17 protein-coding genes are annotated in these 18958 nt (G+C 60.3%); 8 read left to right on the plus strand and 9 right to left on the minus strand.

The window, feature by feature from the left end:
- Positions 1–35: 35 nt before the first annotated feature.
- Positions 36–209 carry a YqaE/Pmp3 family membrane protein gene (locus B7L72_RS15725; RefSeq protein ID WP_016914759.1) on the minus strand — a complete coding sequence of 58 codons (174 nt, stop codon included), beginning with the start codon at positions 207–209 and terminating at the stop codon, positions 36–38.
- Positions 210–366: 157 nt separating this feature from the next.
- On the opposite strand from B7L72_RS15725, the gene B7L72_RS15730 reads away from it, so the two are divergent.
- On the plus strand, positions 367–2364 hold the full coding sequence (locus tag B7L72_RS15730; RefSeq protein WP_139788541.1) for a TonB-dependent receptor: 1998 nt from the start codon (positions 367–369) through the stop codon (positions 2362–2364).
- A gap of 75 nt (positions 2365–2439) precedes the next feature.
- Here the strand turns inward: B7L72_RS15730 and B7L72_RS15735 are convergent, their stop codons facing one another.
- Together B7L72_RS15735 and B7L72_RS15740 are read right to left on the minus strand one after the other, a co-directional pair.
- The gene (locus tag B7L72_RS15735) at positions 2440–3438 is read right to left on the minus strand and encodes an NADP-dependent oxidoreductase (RefSeq protein WP_081137820.1); all 999 of its coding nucleotides are present in this window, start codon (positions 3436–3438) and stop codon (positions 2440–2442) included.
- Positions 3439–3599: 161 nt separating this feature from the next.
- The gene (locus tag B7L72_RS15740) at positions 3600–3992 is read right to left on the minus strand and encodes a septal ring lytic transglycosylase RlpA family protein (RefSeq protein ID WP_081137818.1); all 393 of its coding nucleotides are present in this window, start codon (positions 3990–3992) and stop codon (positions 3600–3602) included.
- Between the two features lie 313 nt (positions 3993–4305).
- Here B7L72_RS15740 and B7L72_RS15745 point away from each other — a divergent pair, with 313 nt between their 5' ends.
- On the plus strand, positions 4306–5745 hold the full coding sequence (locus B7L72_RS15745) for a hypothetical protein (protein ID WP_081195421.1): 1440 nt from the start codon (positions 4306–4308) through the stop codon (positions 5743–5745).
- A 95-nt stretch (positions 5746–5840) separates the two neighbouring features.
- On the plus strand, positions 5841–6635 hold the full coding sequence (locus B7L72_RS15750) for an RsiV family protein (protein ID WP_249273231.1): 795 nt from the start codon (positions 5841–5843) through the stop codon (positions 6633–6635).
- Between the two features lie 6 nt (positions 6636–6641).
- Here the strand turns inward: B7L72_RS15750 and B7L72_RS15755 are convergent, their stop codons facing one another.
- The gene (locus B7L72_RS15755; protein ID WP_016914752.1) at positions 6642–7520 is read right to left on the minus strand and encodes a DMT family transporter; all 879 of its coding nucleotides are present in this window, start codon (positions 7518–7520) and stop codon (positions 6642–6644) included.
- Positions 7521–7628: 108 nt separating this feature from the next.
- Here B7L72_RS15755 and B7L72_RS15760 point away from each other — a divergent pair, with 108 nt between their 5' ends.
- The 3 genes from B7L72_RS15760 (at position 7629) to B7L72_RS15770 (ending at position 9941) form a co-directional block, all read left to right on the plus strand.
- A complete protein-coding gene (locus tag B7L72_RS15760) occupies positions 7629–8498 on the plus strand; it encodes a LysR substrate-binding domain-containing protein (protein ID WP_016914751.1) in 870 nt (289 codons plus the stop codon).
- Positions 8499–8624: 126 nt separating this feature from the next.
- Complete coding sequence (locus tag B7L72_RS15765) at positions 8625–9182, plus strand: cytochrome b (protein WP_081137810.1); 558 nt, start codon at positions 8625–8627, stop codon at positions 9180–9182.
- A 36-nt stretch (positions 9183–9218) separates the two neighbouring features.
- A complete protein-coding gene (locus B7L72_RS15770) occupies positions 9219–9941 on the plus strand; it encodes a hypothetical protein (protein WP_081195423.1) in 723 nt (240 codons plus the stop codon).
- 6 nt (positions 9942–9947) lie between these two features.
- Here the strand turns inward: B7L72_RS15770 and B7L72_RS15775 are convergent, their stop codons facing one another.
- The 5 genes from B7L72_RS15775 to B7L72_RS15795 all read right to left on the minus strand — a co-directional run bounded on the left by B7L72_RS15775 (position 9948) and on the right by B7L72_RS15795 (position 15035).
- Positions 9948–11768 carry a diguanylate cyclase gene (locus tag B7L72_RS15775; protein ID WP_081195425.1) on the minus strand — a complete coding sequence of 607 codons (1821 nt, stop codon included), beginning with the start codon at positions 11766–11768 and terminating at the stop codon, positions 9948–9950.
- A 229-nt stretch (positions 11769–11997) separates the two neighbouring features.
- On the minus strand, positions 11998–12864 hold the full coding sequence (locus B7L72_RS15780; RefSeq protein WP_081195427.1) for a LysR family transcriptional regulator ArgP: 867 nt from the start codon (positions 12862–12864) through the stop codon (positions 11998–12000).
- Positions 12865–12960: 96 nt separating this feature from the next.
- Positions 12961–13728 (minus strand): ATP-binding cassette domain-containing protein, encoded by a 768-nt coding sequence (locus B7L72_RS15785; RefSeq protein WP_081195429.1) that lies wholly within the window; start codon positions 13726–13728, stop codon positions 12961–12963.
- A gap of 157 nt (positions 13729–13885) precedes the next feature.
- Positions 13886–14098 (minus strand): cytochrome b/b6 domain-containing protein, encoded by a 213-nt coding sequence (locus B7L72_RS15790; RefSeq protein ID WP_254893834.1) that lies wholly within the window; start codon positions 14096–14098, stop codon positions 13886–13888.
- Positions 14099–14102: 4 nt separating this feature from the next.
- On the minus strand, positions 14103–15035 hold the full coding sequence (locus tag B7L72_RS15795) for a siderophore-interacting protein (RefSeq protein ID WP_081137800.1): 933 nt from the start codon (positions 15033–15035) through the stop codon (positions 14103–14105).
- A 186-nt stretch (positions 15036–15221) separates the two neighbouring features.
- On the opposite strand from B7L72_RS15795, the gene fhuB reads away from it, so the two are divergent.
- Together fhuB and B7L72_RS15805 are read left to right on the plus strand one after the other, a co-directional pair.
- Positions 15222–17213, plus strand: coding sequence for a Fe(3+)-hydroxamate ABC transporter permease FhuB (gene fhuB / locus B7L72_RS15800; protein ID WP_081195431.1), 1992 nt, complete (start codon positions 15222–15224; stop codon positions 17211–17213).
- Between the two features lie 49 nt (positions 17214–17262).
- Entirely contained in the window at positions 17263–18921 is a 1659-nt protein-coding gene (locus B7L72_RS15805; protein WP_081137796.1) for a multidrug ABC transporter permease/ATP-binding protein, read from the plus strand.
- Positions 18922–18958 lie beyond the last annotated feature (37 nt).

Consider the following 18958-nt stretch of genomic DNA (forward strand, 5'->3'; position numbering starts at 1 on the left):
GTGCTTCAAAATGACCCTAGTGCTTCAAGATGACCCTAGTGTTTCAAGATGACATAGAACGCATGAAGGATGCCCGGTATGAAACCAAACAGGGTCAGCAGGATATTGAGCCAGAAATGTCCTTTTAGCCCGACTTCGAGAAACACCCCAAGAGGGGGGAAGATCACCGCAAAAATCATCTTGATCGGGTCTGTCGCTGTCAACGCCATAAAGCCTCCTTTGCTTTTTTAGCTACCCTATAAGACCAACCACTTACACTATCGTTCAGCTTAGGCTGAGCGCCAATCATTGGGAAGGGAATCCATGCATCGTTTTCAATTACCGTTTTCACGTACACCGCTGGCGCTGTTGTTAGGGTCGGTGGTGATGACCCCGGCGTCTGCGCAAACTGCGCCCGAGGCCACTACCGTGCTGCCTGCCGTGGAGGTCAGCGCTCCCCGTTTGGCTCGTGAACTCTATGCCACGCCAGCGGCTGTTTCGACCCTCGACGCTCAGGAGATCCAGCAGGGGCAGCAGCGGGTGCGGCTGGATGAGTCGCTGAACAGGGTGCCCGGGGTATCGCTGCAGAACCGCGATAATTTTGCCCAGGGCCAGCGTATCGCCATTCGTGGTTTTGGTGCCCGGGCGCCGTTTGGCGTACGGGGGATTACGGTGATGGTGGATGGCATTCCGTATACCTTGCCGGATGGTCAAGCGCAGCTGGATGCCATCGACCTGGACAGCGCCGAACGGATCGAGGTGATTCGCGGCCCCTCATCGGTGCTCTACGGTAATGCTGCAGGGGGCGTGATCGACGTGACCACGGCCGATGGGCGCGACAACCCTGGCACACGCATCCGCCTGGGGGCGGGCAGCCACGGCTATCAGAAAGTAGCGCTGCAGCACGGTGGCGCGCAGGGGGATTGGTCGCATCATGTCAGCTTGACGGCCCTCAACGTGGATGGTTATCGCGAGCAGAGCGCCACGGAAAAGTACCTGCTGAATGCCAAGCTGCGCCGTGAGTTGGGCAGTGAACGGGCACTGACGGCCATCATCAACGTGCTGGATAACCCGCGCTCGGAAGATCCCGGTGCCCTGACGGCCACTGAGGTTGCGCAGGGGCGCGATCAGGCTGCGCCCAACGCCCTGGCGCTGGATGCCCGGCAGCAGGCCGAACAGCAGGTGCTGGGGCTGCAATACGAAGACCTGGCGCTGGGGGACGGCGCCTTGTACCTGCGCGGCTTTGTGGCTCGTCGTGATTTCGAACAGCAGCTGCCGTTTGTCGGTGACAGCCGTTTGGGCTATCGCCGTGATTACATGGGGGCCAGCGCCGAGTATCACCAGGCGGCCATGCTGGGCGAGCTGCCCCTCGATTACGTGGTCGGCGTCGACCTTGCACGCCAGCAGGATGACCGCTATCGCAATCGGGTCAATGCCCTGGGCGCGGTGGGGGAGACCTCGGCTGACGAAACCCAGCGCGCCACCTCCAGCGGCGTCTTTGCTCAGGGGGACCTGGCGCTTTCCGAGCAGGTGACGTTTTCGCTGGGCGCGCGCTTCGACCACGTGGCGCTCAGGGTAGACGATGACTTTCTGGCAGATGGCGACCAGAGTGGCCGTCGCTCTTTCAGCGAATGGAGCGGCTCGGCGGGGTTGAGCTATCGTTACCTGCCTCAGCATCAACTCTATTTGAATACCGGCACCGCGTTCGAGACCCCGACCTTTGCCGAATTCGCCAACCCCGTGGGCGGGGGCTTCAATCCGGCCATCGAACCGCAAAAAGCCTGGAATCGGGAAGTCGGGCTGCGTGGGTATGTCGAGCCGCTGGCCATGGATTATGATCTGGCGCTGTTTTCCGTGCGGGTGCGCGATGAGCTGGTGCCTTTCGATGAAGGCGGGCGCACCTTCTACGAGAACGCCAGCGATACCCGGCGTGATGGGATCGAGTTGGCGCTGGGCTGGCAGCTGGCCGATGCATGGCGGGTGAACAGTGCCTTAACGCTGGCGCGCTACGAGTTCGATAACTTTGACGACTCAGGGGCGAACCTTGATGGCAATCGGCTCCCCGGCTTGCCCGAGCAGACCTGGATCAACCAGTTGACCTGGCAGCAGCAGGCGCGTTTTGCCACGCTGGAAACTGAATATATCGGCAGCCTGATGGCCGACAACGCCAACGCCACGCAGGTCGACAGCTATTGGCTGGTCAACCTGCGTGTAGGCGATGAGTGGCAGCTCAGTGGTGATACGCGGCTGAGCGCTTATCTGGGGCTGCGTAACCTGTTCGACGAGGAGTACAACGACAACGTGCGCATCAACGGCACCTTTGGACGCTTTTACGAGCCTGCGCCCGGGCGCAGTGTTTATGGGGGCGTCGAGCTGAGCTTTTAAAGCCTTGGAAACGGCAAAGGGCAGCCTGGGCTGCCCCTTGAGCATAAGAGGGGGTGGTAGAGAATGCCTGGTGAGTTACAGCTTCACCAGCATCTTGCCCGTATTGGCGCCTGAGAAGAGCGCCAGAAACGCCTCCGGGGTACTTTCCAGGCCTTCCTTGATGGTCTCCTGATAGACGATGCGACCATCGGCCACCTGGGGCGTCACTTCATTCAGGAAGTAGCGATAGCTGGCCCAGTGATCTGCCACGATGAAACCTTGCATCCTGGCCTTGCGGACCACCAGTTGTGACAGGTTGCGGGGGCCTGGCGCAGGTGTCTCGGCATTGTAGCCTTCGATCATGCCGCAAACGGCGATACGCGCCCCTTCGTTGAGCTGAGCCAACGCGGCTTCCAGGCAGATGCCCCCCACGTTTTCGAAATAGACGTCGATGCCGTTCGGGCTGGCAAGCTTGATGGCGTCGCTGAGCTCCTGCGCAGTGCGGTCCTGGTAGGTGACTGGCTCGACGCCGATGGACTCCAGCCAGGCCAGCTTATGGGCTGCCCCGGCAATGCCCACCACATGGCAGCCTTTGGCCTTGGCCAGCTGTACCGCCAGTGACCCCACGGCACCGCTGGCGGCACTGACCAGCACGTTATCGCTGGGTTTGCATTCGGCAATCAGGTTCAGGCCTGTCCAGGCGGTCATGCCCGGCATGCCCAGCACGCCGAGGTAAGCCTGCTCGGGGGCGTCGCCTTCCGGCAGCGGGGTGACGCTTTCGCCCGGCAGTTGGGCAATGTCTCGCCAGCCGCCCATGTGGCTGACGCGCTGGCCTTCCTTGATATCGGGATGCCTTGACGCGATGACGTCACCAATGGCGCCGCCTTCCATGGGCTTGCCCAGCTCGAAAGGGGCAATGTAAGTGCGCATGCCCGTCATTCTGCCGCGCATGTAAGGGTCTACCGAGAGCCAGCGATTCTGGATGCGAACCTCGCCCTCTTCCAGTTCCGGCAGCTCGGCACTTTCCAGCGCGAACGTAGAGAGGTCGGGTAAACCTTCGGGGTAGGTCGTGAGCGTATAGAAACGAGAAATCATCATAGCCTCCTGCTGTCAGGGAACGCGGTAATCCTTGCCTCATAAAGACCATTAGCCTGCTTTCAGGTTCATTACGCTATAAAAAAGCGGCCCCCGAGAGGGCCGCTTTTAGTTAGCAGGATCGCTTAAGGGGTAGCACACGCTCGCGGGTGTGTTATCCGTTAATCTACCAGAGTGATCATCACTGGGGCGGTGCCTCGGCGTACCATGCCTAGTGCGCGCGCCGCTCGCTTTGAAAGATCGATGACACGCCCTTGAACGAAGGGACCACGATCATTGATCATCACTTCTACTTCCTGCCCTGTGTCGGGGCGAGTGACCAGCACTTTGGTGCCAAACGGGAGGCTTGGGTGAGCCGCCGTGAGAGCTTGCTGATCAAAGGTTTCACCGCTAGCGGTGATGGCACCCTGAAAGCGATCACTATAGAAAGAGGCAACGCCTTCTTCGAGCTTCGGGTTTACTGCTGATTGACTGGCAACTGCTTGGTGAGCGGTAGAAAATACCAGCAGTGTGGCCAGGCAAGTCGTTCGTACCAGGTGTTTTAGGGCTCCCATTGGAGTACCTCAGAGGTTCGTGTCGCGGACTCCGCTTTTATCGATGAGGCGCCAAATTGGCCTGCTGATAGTAGCCCGCGCATGGAGCGTCGGCAAGCTTTAAGAAGATCGACGCAGATAGCTCCATAATTGCGCTTTTTGTAACGAATCATTATGCCTTTGTGTTTCAGTAAGTTAACCGGGGTGGTGTGCCATGGAGCACCGCCCGGGAAAGCGCGTTATTTTTGTGGAAAAGTTCCCTTTATATCGATGAACCGCCTTATAATCTGGTTTCGCTATATCGGCGTTTTTGCCTACGATCAAGGATGCACCTATGGCCAAGTCCCCTTCTCTTACCCTGCTGCTGGTTGCTGTCGGCGGCGTTGCCGTGGGGTACTTCGCAGCACAATCTTTTTCTCAAGCGCCCGCCACGCCGGACACAGTGGAAGTGTCGGATGAAGCTGCCAATAGTTCAGGCAGCATCTTCGATGGGCTGGAGACCCTGACGCTTGGCGAGCGTGGCCGAGGCGAAATTACCTCCGCCAATGAGCTGAATGGCAATGACGGTAGCCGCTTTGCCCGCTACGTCATCCAACTGGATGAAGATGCCTTGGTGGAAGTGTCACTACGCGGCGCTTTGCAGGGCATCGTGGCGCTGTACGATGATCAGTTGGAGCTGCTGTCCAGTGCCGATACCGTACGCTATCGGGTGAAAGAGAGCGGCGACTACATGGTGGTGGTTAGCGGTGCCGATGCCCAGAGCTATGGCCCTTACAGCGTCGAGGCCCGCACCATCGAGCTGAGCGATTCTGACACGCTGGCCGTGGGTACGCCCATGGATAGCTGGCTGGAAAGCACCCCCCGCGAAGTAACCTTGACCATCGAAGAAGCAGGCATGTACCAGATCGAGATGCGTGCCGATGAGTTCGATGCTTACCTGGAGCTACGTGGCCCCAACGGCTATTACCGGGAAGACGATGACAGCGCCGGTAACCTGAATGCCCGTATTGCCGATTTTCTGGAGCCGGGTGATTACACCGTGACCGCAAGAAGCGCCTTTGGTAATGGCAGTGGCCTGTTCACGCTGGTCGCAGAACCGCGTGAGCTGCCAGGCGAGGGCGAGCTGCGCAATGACGGTGCCATTCAGCCAGGTGAGTCGTTGAATGGCTGGTTCAGCGGGCAGCCCTTGAGCTACGAGCTGGAGATCGAAGAAGCGGGCATGTACCAGATCGAGATGAATTCCAGCGATGTGGATGCGTACCTGGTGCTGGAAGGCGACAGCGGCTATTACCGCGAAGATGACGACAGTGCCGGTAATCTGGACGCCCGTATTGCCGATTTCCTTGCGCCCGGCAACTACCAGATCACGGCCCGCACGGCGTACGGTACCGACAGCGGCCTGTTCACCCTCTCCGTGGCGTCACGTGAGCTGCCTGAAGACGTAGAGCTGCGCAACGAAGGCGAATTGACTCCCGATGAAACCATCAATGGTTGGTACAGCGGCGAACCGTTGACCTATCAGCTAACCTTGACGGAGAGTTCGCGGGTTACGCTGGCCATGAACTCCACTGACTTCGATACCTATCTCGAACTGTATGGCGAAGGCGTCTCCTACAGTGACGACGACGGCGGTCAGGGAACCAACGCCCTGCTGGAGCAGGCACTGCTACCGGGGACTTACACCGTGAGCGCGCGTGGTTTCAGCGCCAGTGGCAGCGGCATGTTCGAGCTGGAGGTAAGCGCAGAGCCTACGGAAATGCAGCCTGATACATAAGTGGGCCAGTAGGTAACGCAATGATTATGCCTCTGCTCTGTGCAGGGGCATTTTTGTGCTGACATGAACAGCATCGCATTCACAAGGAGGTTGATATGGTACGTCTGACAACGGTAATGAGCGCGGGCGCGGTGATCGCGGGCAGTGTCTGGCTAAGTGGCTGCCACACCTCATCGCCCTCCCATGAACAGGAGGAGCCGCTGGCCCTGGCCACGCTGGCCGTAGAGCAGCAGTTCTTGGCGCCCGGCTGTGAGGGAGAGCGCTGCTCGACGGTGCGTATTTCAGCACTGGAGTTCCCCCAGGATGAAGCACTGACGCAGCAGTTGCAGGAGCGTCTGCTGACGCTGGGCATGGGGATTACCGAAGAGCAGGCCGAGCCTGCTGCATCCTGGGAGGCGTATGCCCAGCACTTTTTCGAACTGGCCGAAGAGGGCAACCGCTTGACGCCCCCGGAAATGACCAGTGAGGCCATGCTCGAAGCCACGGTTCATGCCCATCACGACGACCTGCTGGTGTTGGAGCTGAACAGCTATGTCTACCATGCCGGGCAAGCCCATGGATTGCCCATGACGGCGTTCATGGTGATCGATGAGCGCCGCCGAGCAGTGGTCGAAGCCGAGGATATGCTGCTGGATGGGCAGGAGGCAGCCTTCGATAGGTTGCTGACCGAGGCTCACCAGCGCTGGGCAAGCGAGATGGGGCAGGATGAACAGTTCCTGGCGAACTGGCCGCTATCCCCCAGTCGCAACATTGCCCCGCTGGAGGAGGCATGGGAGGTAAAGTACAACGTATACGACATCGCACCTTACGCCGTAGGTCAGCCCACCTTGACGATCCCCGTTGAAGCCCTCGACGGCGTGGCCAAGCCGCGTTTTATCGGTGCAGAGTAAGGGCTACTAGCGGCCTGCTTTCAAACAGCCGACCACCACCAGTAGGGCGGCGCTGGGCAGCCGCCAGTCCAACACGCTGACGCCAGCCATGACCAGTAACAGGGCCGCCAGAATGGGTACCCCATAGGCCAGGCTGCCCACCAGGCTGGCATGGCCGAAGCGCAGCGCTCTATCCCAGGCCACCATGGCGATGCCGTAAGGCCCGAGGCCCAGGGCAATACCCGCAAGCAGCGCTTCTTGCTGGGGCAGCGCCGTGCTGCCTTCCAGCAGCATGCTGGCGGCGAAGGTCATGGCGCAGGCAATCAACAACAGGCGGGGCAGTAGCGGCGTCAGCGAGACCGGCGCTGCCTGGCCTGTCCAGGAGTAGAGTGCCCAGCAGCAGGCAGCCAGTAGGGCCAGGGCGTAGCCCGATGCGGCCCCGCCAACACCGCTACCCAGTGCTTGTGGCACCAGCAGTAGCGCGGCCCCCATGAAGGCGATCAGCGCTCCCGATACGCTGGCCAACGTCAAGCGGCCCGTGCGGTACCACTGGCTCAACAGGACGAACAGCACCGGCCAGGTATAGGTAATCAAGGCGGCTTCTGCCGCTGGTGCCCAACGCATGCCGATGAAGTAACTACTTACCGCCCCGACGATCAGCAGTGGAACGCCCAGCCAGATACCGGCCTGCCAGCGCCGCGGGCAGTGGCTCAGCGGCACCTTACGGCTCAAGGGCAGGGTGGCTAGCGCACCTGCCAGCAGGGTCAGAGCGGTGAGCTGCAGCGGAGCGACCGTGCGTGCCAGTTCCGCCAGTAACGGGGCGATGCTCCATAGCGCGACGGCCACCAGCGCGGCGGCAACACTGTATTTGGGGGAAACCACGACCGGGGAGTGAAGGGGCTGCATCACGCGTCTCCTTGAACCTTGAAATTGACCTCTTGTGCGCAGCATACTCATGGCTCATTCATCAAGATAACGATCTTTTATGATGGTTTTCATCAAGGATGGTGATGTATGCGTGCGCCCACATTTGACCTGACGCTACTGCGAACGCTGGTGGCCATTGCCGACACCGGAAGCGTCACCGCGGCGGCGACGCGGCTCGCCTACACTCAGTCGACGGTCAGCATGCAGTTGCAGCGTCTTGAGGCCCAGCTGGAGATGCGCCTGCATGAGCGTGATGGGCGGCGGCTGCGCTTTACGGCGGAAGGAGAGCGTCTGCTGGCCCATGCACGGCACTTGTTGACCGTCAATGACGAGGCGTGGAGCGACATGCAGGCCCGTCAGGTGACGGGCGATTTGACGCTGGGGATTCCCGAGGATTATGCGTCGTTGCTGCCGTCGGTATTCGCCTATTTCCACCAGCTCTATCCCGCCGTGGGGCTGACCGTGCAGTGTGGTACCAGCGCCCACCTGGTGGAGCAGGTGAAAACGGCGGAGCTGGACTTGGCGCTGGTGACGCGCCAGCGCCATTCGCCGGGTGGGGAGGTCATTCGTCGAGAACCGCTGGTGTGGGCCGTGGGGGTGAATCAACAACCGCTGCTCAGCGACCCGGTACCTTTGGCACTTTATACCCCGGGGGCCGATGTGTTCAGGGAAGTGGCGGAACAGGCGCTTCAGGCCGCAGGGCGCCACTGGCGTGTGGCGTATACCAGCCAGTCCATGGCCGGGCTGGCGCCCATCGTCACCGCTGGGCTTGCCGTGGTGGTGGTCACCCGCAGTATGCTGACGCCCTCACTGCGCCCGCTGGATGAAAGCAGCGGGCTGCCCGCCTTGCCGATGATTGAACTGGCGCTGCACCGAGCGCCGCACCGGCCCACCGAGCCTGCCCGGCGGTTGGCAGAGCTGATTCGAGAACAGCTGGCCGTGCCCAGTGAGGGGTGATGTGCCGTGAGAAACAAGTGGTACGCAATTCCATGACTTACGCTATTCCAAGGCTATAGTAATCTAACGCCGTGCCGCAAAGGCGGCGGGCTGATGATAACGATGAGACGGGGCAGGGAGTCATGAATGCACGAGCTTGATCACTATATCTACCCCCACCGTGTGCTGCATTGGCTGGTGGCGGGGGCCGTTCTGCTGGGACTGGCCACCGGGCTGACGCTGGGCTTTCTGGGCTACGAGCGAACGCTGGGCCTGCTGGGCAATACGCTGACCAACCTGCTGTATACCAGCCACAAGACGCTAGGCGTGGCCGTCCTGCTGCTGATGACACTGCGTATCGTAACGCGACTGGCATTCGTCGTGCCCGACCATGACCCGCCGCTGACGACTTTCGAGCGTTTAGTGAGTACTAGCGTACATCATCTGCTGTATGCGGCGCTGGTCGTCATGCCGCTGCTGGGCTGGGCTGCCACGGCCACGGGCGGCTTTCCTGTGGAGTTTTTCCACTGGCACTTGCCGGGCCTTCTGGGGCGCCACGAAGCGCTCTCGCAAACGCTGTTCATGTGGCACGAGCGGGTGGGCTGGGCGCTGGTAGTGCTGATTACGCTGCACGTAGCCGGGGCGCTGTTCCACTGGCGTATCAAGCGCGACAACGTGATGAAGCGCATGAGTCTATTCGACTAAACGAGTTCTCACCGCGTCACAAGGAGTGTGATCACCATGGCCCAGCAGCTTGCTTTCGCCCTGGGATTGGCGGCCATCCATCTATACGCTGGCAAGCTGCAGCGGCTCAATGCCCTGCCGCGCAGCGCCTGGCTCTCGTTTGCGGGCGGTGTGTCGGTAGGCTATGTCTTTATCCATATCTTTCCCGCCTTGAGTGACGCTCACGACACCATCACCGAGCATGGGCCGCTGTTCATTCTCGAGCACAATGCCTACCTGACGGCCCTGGTGGGGCTGGGCGTGTTCTATGGGCTGGAACAGTTGGCCAAGGTCTACTCCCATCGAGACATGCCTCAGAAACGGGTATCGCTGGGCAAGCTGCGGGGCGTGTTCTGGATCCATATTGGCTCCTTTGCGCTCTATAACCTGTTGATCGGTTATCTGCTGGTGTACCGCGACAACCAGCTGCCGGAAGCCCTGTTCTTCTTCCTGGCCATGGGGCTTCACTTTCTGGTCAACGACCACGGGCTGGTTCAGCACCATCGTCAGCGCTACCTGATGAAGGGCCGGTGGGTATTGGCGGCGGCGGTGTTCGCGGGTTGGCTGATTGGCCATGCCATTCAGCTCACGGATGCCCTGATCAGCCTGCTGTATGCCTTCGTGGCGGGTGGGCTGGTGTTGAACGTGCTGAAAGAAGAGCTGCCGGAAGACCGTCACAGCCGCTTTTTACCTTTCGCGGGTGGCGCTGCGGTATGTGCGGGGCTTTTGATGTTTGCCTGAGCGTGGCTAACCTCTGGCAGAGTAGCGATAAGCGGCAGCATCAGTGCGTGCCTTGGCGGCGTACATGTGCTGGTCGGCCTCGTGGATCATGCGCTCCAGCAGCGCATCGTGGCCCTGCTCGTCACTGCGCTGATAGTGGTGTAGCCCGCTGACGCCGAGGCTGATACCGACGCAGACACTGACCCCGCAGGGCAGCTTGATGGGCGAGCGGATGGAGTGCTCGATGCGTTGGCACACGCTGTCCAGGGTGTTGGGCTGCTGGCCACCCTCCAGCAGGACGATGAATTCATCGCCACCGAACCGAGCGCAGTGGTCGCCCAGTCGCGCTGCATGGACGAGCCGCTTGGCTACCTGTTGCAGCACGAAATCCCCGGCATCGTGGCCGTACTGGTCATTGATGGGCTTGAAACGGTCGAGATCGCACATGATCAGTGCCACCGGCTCATGGGTGCGATAGCTCTGGTCAAAGGCAGCCGCTGCGCAGCGTGTCAGCCCGTTGCGGTTCAATAGGCCCGTCAGCATGTCATGGTTGGCAAGCTGTTCCAGCGCCTGAGTGCGTAAGGCTACTTTGGCTTCCAGGATGGCCTCCTGCTTTTTGAGCATGGCCACCGTATCGGCCTGTGCCTGCTCCTTCTGGCGTTTGAGCTTGTTGAAGCGGGCGGCCAGGGCAAACGATAGCAGCAGCATTTCCAGTGCCGAGCCGATTTGAATGCCGTGCAAAGTAATGAAGTTGGCGGTCAGAACGCCCATGTTGCGTAGTGCAAACACCGCCGCACCCAGCAGAAAAATGCTCCACGCCAACACGAAGAGACGGGCACTGGGCACACGCCGCCAACTGCCGTAGATGCCGCATATCAATAGCAACAGCGAGGCGCTCAGGCCCGTGATATCAGTCAATACCAAAGCCAGTGGGATGGGTAACACCAGTGACGCGGCCAAGGCCAACCAGCAGTAGACCCGAAACAGTGAAATGACGCGATGCCATCGAGGGGTATAGTGCGCCGTGTTCAAGAAGCTCTGGGCGAACAGGGTCGCCATGGCGGACGCGAAGGTAAAACCAATGGCCACCAGTCGCGGGGTCTGTTCGGCCAGAAAACTCCAGAACATCAGTGTGCCAAGGCCGTTGAAGGTCAGAATGGCCAGCGTGAAGCCGAATGCAAACAGGGCGTAGTGTAAAAAGACCCGTTCTTTCAGGCCAAAGAACAGCAAAAAGTTGTAAAGCCCCAGGGCGAGCAGCATGCCAAAGTAGGTGGCCAGCCAGAAATTGTAACGATCGTTCTGCGCATGGAACGCATCAGGGGTCATCAGGCTGTAGCTCAAGAACTTGCTGCCGGAGGTGTTGGCCTGCAGGTACAGCGTCACGCTTTCTCCCCCTTCCAGCTGGATGGGAAAGACGATCTGGCGATGGGCCAGGGCACGCTCATTCACGGGCAGAGTGCTGCCCCCAAGCTGTACTTCGCTGAACTGGTCGCGCAGCGTATAGAGCGTAATCCTGTCGATGAACGGATACTCGAATTTGAGTAGCCATTGGACCGGATGCGGTGAGGCGTTATGTAGGCGAGTGGTTAGCCAGGTCTCTTCGGCGGTATAGCCAAAATGCAGGTCAGACGTTTGCGATACCGGCGTGAAGGCCGGGTCAAGTGCCAGCAGCTCGCGCAGCGTCAACGACTCCGGTGTGTGCCAGTAGCGAGTGTTGCTATTGAGCGAGTAAAACGGCTGGTCCGGTGAAACAGACAGTGCCGGTGCCGTGACCGCCCACGAGCTTGTGCTCAGGAGGCACAGCAGCAGGACGGCCAGCAGGCGCTTTACCCAACAGAGAGGACCCATAAGCATCGCTTTTTTGATTTTTCTTCTTTTCTCGACAGGCCTCTGTAGGGTTCCCTTGGCCCGGGCGAGCGCTATACGTTGTCACTGGGTGTGTCGATGACAGTAGTAGCAAATTAGTCACGTCGCGACCAGTGCTTTGCCCCGTTGGCTACGTTTGATCATCCAACGATACACACGTGAGTGTAGCCAGCTTTGAAGCTGCAGGCATGAAGGTAAAGCCAGATTGGTGCTAAAGCGTGAAATGGTTCAGTCTTTCGGTTAGTCGATGCAGCAGGTCGCCACTGTGCCGCCAGAAGTGCCAGTAAAGCGGTACCGAGAGCGAACTGTCTGGTGCAATACTCACCAGTTGCCCACTGTTCAGCTGAGCAGCGGCCTGTAACTGGGGCACCATGCCATACCCCATGCCTGCCGTGGCCAGCTGCACGAAACCTTCGGAAGAAGGGCACAAGTGATAGGGAAAATGCCCATGGTAGCCACACTGCGCCAGAAAGCGATGCTGCAGCTGGTCGTGTGGGCCAAACACGATGGCCGGTGCGTGTTGAAAGGCCGTGGCCGTTGGGCCATCCGGGAAGAAACGTGCCACATAGCCCGGGGAGGCCAGCGGTAGGTACACCATCTCGCCCACTTTGATGCAGCGCGCACCTGCCATGGGCGTAGGCGTTGAACACAGGCAGGCCGCCACATCGCCATCCTTCAGGCGTTTCAAGCCGATTTCCTGATCTTCGATCACCAGATCCAGCAGTATACCTTCGGCAAGGCAGATGGGGGCGACGGCATCGGCCCACCAGGTACCGACGCTATCGGCATTGACGGCGATTCTCAATCGGGAGGCTTGTTGATCCAGTGTCGGGAGGGTTTGTCGGAGGTCGCGTTCGAGCAGCCGTACCTGCTGATAGTGGGTCAGCAGGCGCTGCCCTGCGGGGGTAGGGGCCAGCTCAGGGTGGCGTATCAGTACCGGTTGACCCAGGCGGGTTTCCAACGCTTTTATGCGTTGTGACACGGCAGATTGGGACAGGCCGAGAAGATCGCCTGCGCGCTCGAACCCGCCGCCTTCCACGACCGCTGCCAGCGCTTGAAGAGATTTGTAGTCCACCATGGCCGCTCTATTCGGGGGTAAGGTAACCAGCCTATCTTCCCTCAACGTACGGCGGACTTGCCAGCACTCAATGGTGGCTGACTGGCTTGGCCGCCCCTACTGGGCGACGGCAATCCGGTGCTCCCCATTGGGGTGGGGCATCACCTGCATGGGGAGCCCGTAAATAGCTTCCAGAGTGGCATTTTGCATCAGTGCTTCGGGGGCGCCATGGGCCAGCAGGCGCCCGCTGTGCAGCGCCATGAGGTCATCGCAGTAACGCGAGGCCATGTTGATATCATGGAGCACGATGATAACGCCCAGGTTCAGTTCGTCGCACAGCTGGCGCACCAGTGCCAGCACTTCCACCTGGTGGGCAATGTCCAGGGCGGCCAGTGGCTCGTCCAGTAATAAAAAGCGGCTGCCTTGGGCAATCAGCATGGCGAGCCATACGCGCTGGCGTTCGCCGCCGGAGAGCGTGTCTACCAGGCGGTCGGCAAAGGCTTCCGTATGCGTCAGGGCAATGGCACGCTCGATGGCTTCCTTGTCCTGCTGGTTGTGACGCCCCAGCAGCCCGTGCCACGGGTAGCGGCCAAAGGCCACCAGCTCACGGCCTGTGAGGTTTTCAGCGCTGGGCAAATGCTGCGGCAGGTAGGCCACCTGGCGTGCAAATTCGCGGGTACCCCAAGCGCTCAAGGGGCGCTGGTCGAAGTAAATATCGCCTTCGGTGATGGGCTGCTGCTGCGCCATCAGTTTGATTAGTGTCGACTTGCCCGAACCGTTGTGGCCTATCAGACCGTATACCTTGCCCTCATGAAAGGTGTGCTCAATGGGGGCAAGAATGCGCTTACCATTGATTTCAAAGGTGGCGCCTTTGACCTCGAACATGAATGACTCCTGACGATGAATAGACCGGAAGGTGCCATTCTAGTGCTAATGGTTCTCATTTTAATAGGGAGGGTGAAAAGATTTTACGATCACGCCCATGCACTTCGTACACATGATCTGTATATGGTTGCCAACATGGAACGCTTGGACACTGCTGCTACCGGTCTCTTGCCTCCACCATTCGCGCCAATACGTTGTCTTTCAGCCAGTAGCGGTGGATCAGTGCCATCGCGATATGGCCGACGACGAGCCCGCATAATAGCCATGAAAGCGGACCATGCAGTAGGTCGGCAGGGGAGATCATCCAGCCAATGGATGTTCGATCTGGCGCGTTCGTGCCGCCGTTGTTCATTGCTTCGTTGTGAGCCATTCCTTTAACCATTGGCCTTTCCCTGCCTCCAGTAGCCCATGCTGGTGACGTACTGTTTGGGTAGCCCGAGTTCGTTCACCAGATAGCGGCGTAGCCGCATGGCGACTTTGGTTTCAGCAGCGATCCAGGCGTAGAAGGGCGCGCTATCGTCCAGTGTGGCGGGTTCCCAGAGAGGACCGTCCTCATCGTCGTATTCGTCGTTGGTAACGCCGGGCATGCCAGTGCCGCCCAGCGCTTGAATTTCCTTATGCAAATCGATATCGCGCAGCGCTCTCATCAGTAGTTCACCGTGTTGGCAGCCGTGTTCAGTGTCGCGGGGCAGCCAGCGCAGCTTGGCGGCCTGAGGCAGCGGCTGAACGTCGTCACTGCGGGGTACTTCGAGCAGCGCTTCGACCTTGGGTTTGAGCGGCAGGCCATCGAGGGTTTCCAGAATACCGGCGGCAGCGGGGAGAGCGGTTTCGTCGGCAATGATCAAAATACGGCGTACGCCTTGAGGCGGCTTCCATTCGTAGCCCTGCTTTGGGCCTTCTGCATTGGCGTCGGGGGCGGTCATGGCAAGCCGGTCGCCGGGCTGGGCATGCATGGCCCAGCGTGAGGCAGGGCCGTTGTCGCCATGCAGCACGAACTCAACATCCACTTCAGCTTGTTCTGGTCGCAGGGCACGGATGGTGTAGGTGCGTGCAGCGGGCCGTTGGGCATCTGGCAGCGCGCGATAAGCGCCGTACCAGTCGTGCTCTTCCAGCCTGGCGATCTCGAACAGTGGGTCGAGACTGCCGTTCCCCGTGGGGAAAAACAGTTTGACGCGTTGGTCAGGAGCGTAGGTTGCCATGCGGCCAACTTCTGGGCCGGTAAAGGTGAATCGGACTAACGAAGCACAGACCTGGGTGCGCCGGGCGAGGGTGATATCAAAAAGCCGGTAATTTGGTTTAGCCGCCATCGGAAGGTCTCCTGTGTATGAACGGTCAATTGTAGTGCTAATTATTATCATTTAGAGTCGCTGTTAATGATCTATGCAGCAATTTTCGTCCACGCGTTTTCATGCAGGTAAGGGTAAGACCATGAGGGTGTTGGCTATCACGACCAGTGTTGCGAGCGGCATGAGTCCCGCCAAAGAGGCCTCGCCATGTTAAGTACCGCGGGGCGCCTGGGCGGAGTGTCACCTGCCAAGGCCTGCCTATTGCTTAGCCTGCCCATGATGGCGCTGTTTTGGGTAGGCCTGGAGAGTCAGGGGGGAATCGCGCTGGGCTGGAAAGCGTTGGTAGCCCCCTCGTTCGACACCGTCGATGAGCTGCTGCTGCACTACGCCTGGTGGCCGCGTTTATCGATTGCGCTGCTTGCCGGGGCCGGTTTGGGGTTGGCAGGCGTGCTCATGCAGCAGGTGCTGCGCAACCCTCTGGCGTCGCCGACAACGTTGGGCGTGGCGTCGGGTGCTAATTTGGCGTTGATGACCGCCACGTTAATGGCTCCTGGCTTATTAGTGGTGGGGCGCGAATGGGTGGCTCTGCTGGGCGGCGCGCTGGCCGTGGGGCTGGTTTTTCTGCTCTCCTGGCGACGCGGTTTGGCGCCTATCGTGGTGGTGTTGGCGGGCCTGGTCGTCAATTTGTACCTGGGCGCGCTCTCGACAGCGTTGCTGCTGTTCAACCACGAGGCGCTCTCGGGACTGCTGATCTGGGGCGCGGGGTCGCTGGCACAAAATGGCTGGGACGGCGTGGCCGTGCTCTGGCCTCGGTTGGCGATTAGCTGCGTTGCTGCCTGGTTCTTGCTGCGCCCGCTAGCAGTGCTGGAGCTGGACGATGCCAGCGCCAAGAGCCTGGGGGTGTCGCTTGCCTATCTACGCTTTGCGGGGATTGGATTGGCGGTATTCATTACCGGCAGTATCGTCAGCGTGGTGGGCATCATTGGTTTCATTGGCCTGGCTGCGCCCAACATCGTGCGTATGGCCGGTGCGCGCCGCTTGGGGACGCGGCTGTTGTGGTCGACGTTACTGGGGGGCGTACTGCTGGCGACCACGGATCTGCTGCTGCAGCAGTTCGGAGGCATGGTGGCTGCCTTCATTCCTACCGGGGCGATTACCGGTGCCTTGGGGGCGCCGCTACTGATGTGGCTGATTCCACGTCTGAAATTACAGGGCGACCAGCCGCCTAAAGGAGCGGGGGTGTTCGCCCATCGCCACCCGGCGCCTTCCCGCTTGGCAATCGGTCTGATGCTCGCGCTGCTGGGGGCGACGCTACTGGGGCTGCTGGTGGGCCAAGGAGTGGATGGCTGGTACTTACTGTCGCCGGGTAACTGGAACGTAATGCAGTGGCGCCTGCCGCGGGTGATGGCGGCCGCCGCCAGCGGATTGATGTTGGCGATTGCCGGGACGATTCTCCAACGCCTTTCCGCCAACCCCATGGCCAGCCCCGAAGTGCTAGGTATTAGCGGTGGCTGTGCCATTGCGCTGATTCTGGGGATTTTCCTGCTACCCGCACCCACCAATATGATGCTGATTGGCGTGGGTACCCTGGGCGCTTTCGCAACGCTGGTGGTGTTGGTGGGCATCAACCGTAATAGCGGCTATCTCCCTGAGCGATTGCTGCTCACTGGGGTGGCGGTGAGTGCGCTGTTTGACGCCGTGCGCAGCGTGATGCTGGCAGGCGGTGACCCACGTGGCCAGCAAGTGATCGCCTGGCTGGCGGGCTCTACCTACTACGTAGATGTCACCCATGCGGTGGTGGTCGGGGGGATTGCCGCGGCACTGGCGCTGGTCACGCTGCCCTTTACCCGCTGGTTGGATATCTTGCCATTAGGCCCAGCAACGGCCAAAGCGCTGGGAGTAACGCTTAACCGTGCCCGCCTGGCGCTGCTGTTGCTGGTGGCGCTACTCACTGCCTGCGCCACCCTGGTGGTTGGGCCACTGTCGTTCATTGGTTTGTTGGCACCGCATATGGCGCGCCTGGTCGGCTTCTCTCGGGCAGGGCAGCATCTGTTGGGCGCGGCGTTGATCGGCATGCTGCTGATGGTGCTGGCGGACTGGGTAGGGCGCCAGATTATTTTCCCCTATGAGATACCGGCGGGCCTTGTTGCCTCCTTGATTGGTGGGGCTTACTTCATGTGGGGATTGCGGCGGTTGTGATTGCCCTCTCTATTGGTGGTGATATAAAAAAAGCCCAGGAGTCGTGGTGATGGAGCTGTTGAAGATCGTATGGCGTGATTATCGCTGGCCGTTCATCGCCGTATTGCTACTGAGTCTGGCCAGTGCAGGCCTGGGCATTGGCGTCATCGCGTTTATCAATCAGCGGCTGCTGGGTTCCTTCGTTGATCCCTGGCGTATCCTGCCCGAGTTTTTGGGGCTTATCGCGCTGCTGCTGGTGATTACCTTGGCATCGCAATTGGCGCTGACCACGCTGGGCCACCAGTTCGTTTACCGGCTGCGGGGGCAGTTGATCAAGCGCATTCTGGATACCCATCTCGAACGTGCCGAGCAGATCGGCAGTGCGCGCCTGCTGGCGAGCCTTTCCACCGATGTGAACTCGGTCACCGTTGCCTTCATACGTTTGCCGGAGCTGGTGCAAGGCGGGGTGCTGACGGTGGGGGCCACGCTTTACCTGTGGTGGCTTTCGCCTGCCATGCTGGGGATCTCCGCATTGTGGGTGATCGTGACGGTGGTGATTGGCATGCGTCTGGTGGCGCGGGTGTATGGGCACATGGCCAAACTGCGCGAGATACAGGACCGTCTCTATGCGGATTACCAGTCCGTCATCGAGGGGCGCAAAGAGCTGGCGCTCAACCGCGACCGCGCCGAATGGCTGTACCGCGATGTCTATACGCCCAACGCCAGGGATTGTCGCCGTCATTACATTCTGGGCGATACCTATCATCTCAGCGCCGTGAACTGGTTCAACATCATGATGCTAGGGGCGATTGGCATCACCTTCTTTTTGGCCAATGGCCTTGGCTGGGCATCGGTGCAGGTGGCCACCACCTTTTCGCTGACCCTGCTGTTTCTGCGCGCGCCGCTGATACAGGCGATAGGCGCTTTCCCGACGCTGATCAACGCTCGAGTCGCGTTTGAAAAGATCCGTAGCCTGGAGCTGGCCGAACACAGTGAAACCTTCGACCACGCGGCCCTGCGCCACGATTGGCAGGAACTGACCCTGGAGCAGGTCTGCTACCGCTATCCGGATGAGGAGTCGCGCTCAGGCTTTGCCATTGGCCCTATCGATCTGACCTTGAAGCGTGGCGAAGTAGTGTTCCTGATTGGCGGAAACGGCAGTGGAAAATCGACCCTGGCGAGGCTACTGACCGGGCTTTACCACCCTCAGCGTGGCTGTGTCCGGGTCGATGGCAAGCCGCTGCGCGACGAGGACTGGACACGCTATCGACAGCACTTTTCGGCCATTTACACGGACCTGCACTTGTTTGGCCGGTTGATGGGGCCAAGGGGCGAGGCACCCGACCCGGCCTTGGTGGAACAGTGGCTGGCCGCCTTGGCCATGCAGAACAAGCTCGATTTCGACGGCGACCGCGTCACTAATGCCAACCTCTCCCAGGGTCAGCGCAAACGCCTAGCGATGCTGTTAGCCGTTGCGGAGCAGCGCGACCTATTGTTGTTGGATGAGTGGGCCGCCGATCAGGACCCTCAGTTCCGGCGCGTCTTCTACCGCGAGCTACTGCCGCAGCTCAGGGCGCTGGGCAAAACGCTGGTCGTGATCAGCCACGATGACCACTATTTCGACCAGGCCGACCGACTGCTGGAAATGCGCGGCGGGCAGCTCGTCGAGCTCTCCGGTGAGCAGCGCGCAGCGGCCAGCCGCGACGCGGTGGCCCGAGTGAGCGGATGAAAGCACCATGACGGTCTCTCCCGCCGTCGGGCACTCG

The sequence above is a fragment of the Halomonas sp. BC1 genome (assembly GCF_002078135.1).
GTDB lineage: Bacteria > Pseudomonadota > Gammaproteobacteria > Pseudomonadales > Halomonadaceae > Vreelandella > Vreelandella stevensii.